The following is a 5,136-nucleotide window of genomic DNA, read 5'->3' as shown; positions in this document are numbered from 1 at the left end:
CCCCCGCCGCCCTCGACCCGCAGGGCTGACCCGGCCGCCCTCGACCCGCAGGGCTGACCCGGCCGCCTACGGGCGTATCGCGGCACCGGGCCGCAGTCTGTGCCGGCGCAGTGGCTCCGGAAGGCCTGCTGCCCACACGGTGAGGGAGGCGGCCAGGACGGCCGACCATCTGGTGTGGGCCTCCGCCCACAGGGGGCTGTCCGGGGCGGTGAACAGGACCCACCCGCGCGGCAGCAGCAGTGCCCCCGCGACCAGAGTCACCAGTGCCGCCGCCGCGCCCCGGCCCGGCTCGGACCGCCCGGTGGTGCGCAGGGACGTCGCCGCGAGGGCGAGGGCGGTCACCGCGAGCGCCGCGGCCTCCAGGGTCAGGCCGGCCAGCGGGGGCCGTGCCTCCGCCGGTATCAGCAGCAGGGCCCCTGACCAGGCGAGACCGGCGGCCGGCACGACCAGGGCGGCGCGCAGCCACAGCCGCAGCGGGCGCCCGGCCGGGGTGGTCTGCGTCGTGGGGCGGGACGGATCGTCCAGGAGGAACGCCAGCCCCAGGGCCAGCGCCACCGCGCCCGCCCGCAACAGCAGCGTGGCGGCCTCCAGGGTCCGCAAGTCGGGCAGCAGCCGCGGCAGGGACGCCGCCAGCAGGCAGACGACGGCACCGGTGGCGAGGGGGCCGCGAGGCAGCGCCCGGACGGTGGGGCGGATCAGGGCGCCGGTCACCGGCGGGCCCGGCCGCCGCTCACGAAGTGCACGCACGGTCGTCCTCCTCCTTCGGTTCCCGCACGCCCAGCAGGCGGGCGACCCGGGTCAGGGATGTCTTCGGTGAGGTCAGTTCGGCCCAGCCGGCCCGCACCGCCGCCGTGACGTCCTCGCGCGGCCGGTCGAGCAGCTCGCGCACCATGCGGGTCTCCTCCGCGCTCACAGCCACAGGCTCCGTCGGCGCCAGGACCAGACCGGGGCCGACGGTGCTGTCGTCGAGACGGATGCGGGCGAACGCGCCGGCCGGGTCCGGCTGGGCGGCCAGCGCCAGCCACAGCACGGTCACCGCGCGGGCGTCGCAGATCCCGCTCGCCTCCTCCTCACTGCCCGCGACCAGCACCGACGCCACACCGACGGCGAACTCGGGAACACGGTTACCGCCCCACCACGTGCCGACGGACACCTGGCCGGGTCCGGTCAGCGGGGCGATCGCGGCCTGCGAGGCGATGCCGTACCGCGCCTCCACCCGCTGGCGCACCGTCAGCTGGACCTTCGGGTCGCCCGCCAGATGCCGGACCCGGTCGACCACCGCCGCCCAGTCGGCCGTACGGCCCGACCACTCGGGGAAGGCGCAGTACGTCACCCCGGCGCGCACCGTGCACGTCTGCTGCTGCTCCGGCGTGACGGAGGCGACGGTCCTCGCACGCGTCAGCCGCGGCGACCCGTCCGGTGACTGGCCGGCGATGCCCACAGCGGTGGCGGCGAGCGCGACCGCCGTCACCACCGCGACCGGCCGGGTCCGTCTCCCGCTCACCAGAAGGGCCGCGCCGAGCAACGTCACCGTCAGCCCCGCCAGATACAGCGCATGCCAGGCGGCGGGGCGGCCCAGCAGATCCGACGGAAGCGGATGGCCGCCCGACTCCGGAACGACCGGGGACAGCCAGGTCAGCCAGTGCGGTGCCGAACCGTCCGAGGCGGCGGCGACCATCGCGAACAGCACATACAGGCCGACCACGAACATCGGGGCCGCGAACGCGGAGCGGATCAGACAGGCCAGCAGGACACCGAACACACCGGCCAGCAGCACGATCAGCGGGCCCACCGCCAGCTCGGCGAGCGAACCACGCCCCACGGCGCCCGGCTTGGCCGCCGCCCAGACGAACTCGGCCGCGACCACGAGGGCGACCAGTACGGCGAACGGCACCACCGACAGCACATGCGCGAGGAGACGCCGCCACGGCCGCACCGGCAGCACCCCGAAATGCCGCTCGGTGCCGTGCCGCCGGGACCGCAGCACCGCGACGTTGACGCACAGCAGCACCGCGAGCGCCACCAGCTGGGGCGCGGCCTGCGTGCCCCGGTCGACGTCGTGCAGGACCGGATAGTCCGTCCGGTCGTCACCCTCGGCCACCACCAGGCGGTACACGGAGTAGGCGAGGTAGAGGGCGAGGAACACGAAGACCGGCACATGCAGCAGCAGTTCACGCGCCTCGAAACGGGCCAGGGCCAGCACCGCCGCCCAGGGCCGGTCCCGCGTGGGTGCCGGCGGGCGGGTGACCTCGTCGGGAGGAGGCTTCACGGTGGTGCTCATGCCACCGCCTCCCGCTCACCGTCGCCCAGGGTGAGCAGATAGCCGTCCTCCAGGGTGGGTTCGAGCAGGTCCGCGCCCTCCGGCGGATCGCCGACGTTGCGGAACATGCCGGTACCGGTGCGCCAGCCGGCGCGGGCGCCCGGATCACGCTCGGCGCTGCTCCAGACCCGGCCCGCAGCTCTCGCGGTCAGCTCGGCCGGGGTGCCCTCGAAGCGGACCCGGCCGCCCGCCAGGACGACGACCCGCTGGCACAGCATCGCCACGTCCTCCGTCTGGTGCGTGGACAGCAGCACCGTGCGGCCCTCACCGGCCTGCGCGATCAGCTCCCGGAACCGCACCCGCTGCTCCGGGTCGAGCCCGACCGTCGGCTCGTCCAAAACGAGGAAACCGGGGTCGCCGACGAGCGCCGCGGCCAGCGCCACCCGCTGCCGCATCCCGCCGGACAGCCGCTTCATCCGGCGGCCCCGCACATCGGACAGATCCACGGCCTCGAGAACCCGGCGCACCTCACGGTGACGGGCGCCGCGATCGGTCATCTCCTTCAGGATCGCGACGTAGTCGACGAACTCGAACGCCGAGAAGTCCGGGTGGAAGCCGGGGTTCTGCGGCAGATAGCCCAGACGGCGGCGCAGCTCCTGACGGCCGGCCGCGCTGCCCGGGTCGTGCCCCAGCACGGTGAAGGAACCCCGGTCGGCGGGGACCGCGGTGGCGAGGACCCGCAGCAGGGTGGTCTTCCCCGCCCCGTTGGGGCCGAGCAGCCCGGTGACCCCCGTGCCCAGGGTGAGAGAGACATCGTCGAGGGCGCGGGTGCCGCCGTAGCGGAGGGTCAGCCCGGTGGCGGAGACGGTGACGGTCATACGGCGCTCCCGTGGGTGAAGCCGGTGAACGGTGCGTGGGCGGGAGTGGTGTCGAAGCGGTCCCGCAGCCGGACCAGCAGCCAGCCGGCCGCGGCGGCCACCACGGCGGCACCGAGCTGGCCGGGCGCCGTGAACGGCGCGGGTGTGCCCTCGGTCGTGGCCTGCGCGATCAGCAGCAGCGTCGTCCAGGCCACGCCCACCAGGGCCGGTGCCAGGACCGGGCCCAGGCGGGGCGTCAGAGCGAGGCCCGTCGCGGTGAGGGCCAGCGCGGGCAGCAGCCAGGCCAGCGCCCGCAGCCCGTACCCGGGCAGGGCGAGCGTGGCCAGGCCGTTGAGGACCAGGCCGGCGCCGAGGACCGCGCAGGTGCGCAGCATCAGCAGCCGGAAGCCGTGCATCGGGGCGACGACAGCCATCTCGTACGTCGGGTCCAGGACCGGCCCGTACGACACGGCCACGCCCGCCAGCGGCAGCAGCGGGGCGAGAGCCAGGAACAGCCCCGGGCTGTCGGCGACCCGCACCATCAGCACGGTCATCGCCAGCACGAACGTCACCGCCAGCAGCCACGACCGGCGCAGCACCGGCGTCGCCGCCAGCAGCCGCGCCGAGTGGTCGGTGACCCCGCACCGCACCAGCAGCCCCTCGCACAGGCCCCGCCGGGGCGCGTCCAGCTCGGCGTCCAGCCGCTCCCAGCCGTCCGTCACGGCGACCGGGTCACTGACCCCGGCGAGCCGTGCGCGGCACTCGGCGCAGGCCGTCAGATGGGTGTCCGCCGACCACAGCAGGGGCGGCGCGAGATCACCTCGCGCGTAGGCGCACAGGTCCTCTTCTGCCACGTGCCACGTCATGCCAGCGCCTCCCGCAGTTGCTTCCGGGCCCTTTGCGCCCGCGTCTTGACCGTGCCGGGCGGAATGCCGAGGACGACGGCGGCCTCCCGGGTGGTGAGCCCGTCGATGACGGTCGCCTGGAGGACGGCACGCAGCTCGGGCGACAGCTTTATCAGCGCGCCGGCCAGGTCCCCGTGCTCCACCCCCGCGAGCACGCGTTCCTCCGCCGACGCCTCGTCCCGGTGCCGCAGGCGTGCGAGGGCCTGGCGCAGGCGGCCCCGTGCGCCGTCGCCGCGCAGGGCGTCGACCAGGCGGCGTGACCCGATGCGCCACAGCCACCCGGCGACGTCGCCCTCCTCGCGATAGCGGGCGCTGCCCCGCCACACCTGGAGGAACGTCTCCTGCACGACATCGTCGACTATCCCGGCGTCGGAGCAGCGGCTGCGCATGCGCGCGGCCAGCCAGGGTGCGTACCGGCGGTACAGCTCCTCGAAGGCGTGACGGTCCCCGTCTGCCGCGATGGCCCGCAGCAGCTCCCCGTCGCTTCTCGTTTCGCTCACATCTCCTCATCGGACGAGCCCCCCGAACTGGTTCACAATTCCACGCCCGACTTTCCCCCGGGGACGGCACGTCCCCTGCGGAGCCCCGCTCCAACGCCTCGACCCCGACGCGGGCCCCGACCTCGGGCGGGACTACGCCCCGACGCAACAGGACACCCGACATGGGTGCGGGACAACGCCCCGACGCAACAGGACACCCGACGTGGGTGCGGGACCAGGGGTGGGTCGCGCCACCCGGCGCTACGGGAGCGCTCCCCGGAGGGGGTACCCCCACCCAAGCTCTCGACTTCGCTCAGCAGGAGGGACCCCCATCGCCCCAGCGGCACGACTGCCCGCAGCTACGTGGGCAAGCGCCCCCGGCCCTCGCCGCTGCCCGGGTGGGCAAACCGCCCTGCGGGACGACTGCCCCAGCTGCGTCGGCCCGACCGCTCGCAGCGGCATCGCCCCGTGGACCTCGGCCGTCGGCGGGCGGCAGTCGCGTACGGCGGGAAGGGGGCGTGTCGGGGGGTGCCCGCCCGCAGCGTGCGGCGAAAACGCCCGGCACGAATCTGAGAGACAGAGCGTCGCACCGAGGACGGACACCCCCCGGCGCGCACCCGACCCACCCACCGCCA

The 5,136-nt window shown here is 75.1% G+C and carries 5 protein-coding genes; all 5 read right to left on the bottom strand.

The window, feature by feature from the left end; translation table 11 throughout:
* Window positions 1–66 precede the first annotated feature (66 nt).
* Genes MTQ10_RS27605 through MTQ10_RS27585 form a run of 5 tightly spaced genes read right to left on the bottom strand, consistent with a single transcriptional unit; the run spans window position 67 to window position 4,522 of the window.
* Window positions 67–747, bottom strand: coding sequence for an ABC transporter (locus tag MTQ10_RS27605; protein WP_247472996.1), 681 nt, complete (start codon window positions 745–747; stop codon window positions 67–69).
* The gene (locus MTQ10_RS27600) at window positions 731–2,281 is read right to left on the bottom strand and encodes an ABC transporter permease (protein WP_247472995.1); all 1,551 of its coding nucleotides are present in this window, start codon (window positions 2,279–2,281) and stop codon (window positions 731–733) included. The genes MTQ10_RS27605 and MTQ10_RS27600 overlap by 17 nt, the downstream gene beginning before the upstream one ends.
* Entirely contained in the window at window positions 2,278–3,138 is an 861-nt protein-coding gene (locus MTQ10_RS27595) for an ABC transporter ATP-binding protein (RefSeq protein ID WP_247472994.1), read from the bottom strand. Before MTQ10_RS27595 ends, MTQ10_RS27600 begins: the two co-directional genes overlap by 4 nt.
* Window positions 3,135–3,983 carry a zf-HC2 domain-containing protein gene (locus MTQ10_RS27590; RefSeq protein WP_247472993.1) on the bottom strand — a complete coding sequence of 283 codons (849 nt, stop codon included), beginning with the start codon at window positions 3,981–3,983 and terminating at the stop codon, window positions 3,135–3,137. The genes MTQ10_RS27595 and MTQ10_RS27590 overlap by 4 nt, the downstream gene beginning before the upstream one ends.
* Window positions 3,980–4,522 (bottom strand): RNA polymerase sigma factor, encoded by a 543-nt coding sequence (locus MTQ10_RS27585; RefSeq protein ID WP_247472992.1) that lies wholly within the window; start codon window positions 4,520–4,522, stop codon window positions 3,980–3,982. Before MTQ10_RS27585 ends, MTQ10_RS27590 begins: the two co-directional genes overlap by 4 nt.
* Between the last annotated feature and the right edge of the window lie 614 nt (window positions 4,523–5,136).

The organism is Streptomyces sp. XM83C, from assembly GCF_023072675.1.
GTDB lineage: Bacteria > Actinomycetota > Actinomycetes > Streptomycetales > Streptomycetaceae > Streptomyces > Streptomyces thermocoprophilus.
The sequence above is the reverse complement of the archived record's forward strand: the minus strand, read 5'-3'. Positions and strand labels throughout refer to the sequence as shown.

Coding starts and splice junctions, on each gene's coding strand:
- MTQ10_RS27595 (WP_247472994.1), bottom strand. CDS start 3,138: ATGACCGTCACCGTCTCCGCCACCGGGCTGACCCTCCGCTACGGCGGC.
- MTQ10_RS27590 (WP_247472993.1), bottom strand. CDS start 3,983: ATGACGTGGCACGTGGCAGAAGAGGACCTGTGCGCCTACGCGCGAGGT.
- MTQ10_RS27600 (WP_247472995.1), bottom strand. CDS start 2,281: ATGAGCACCACCGTGAAGCCTCCTCCCGACGAGGTCACCCGCCCGCCG.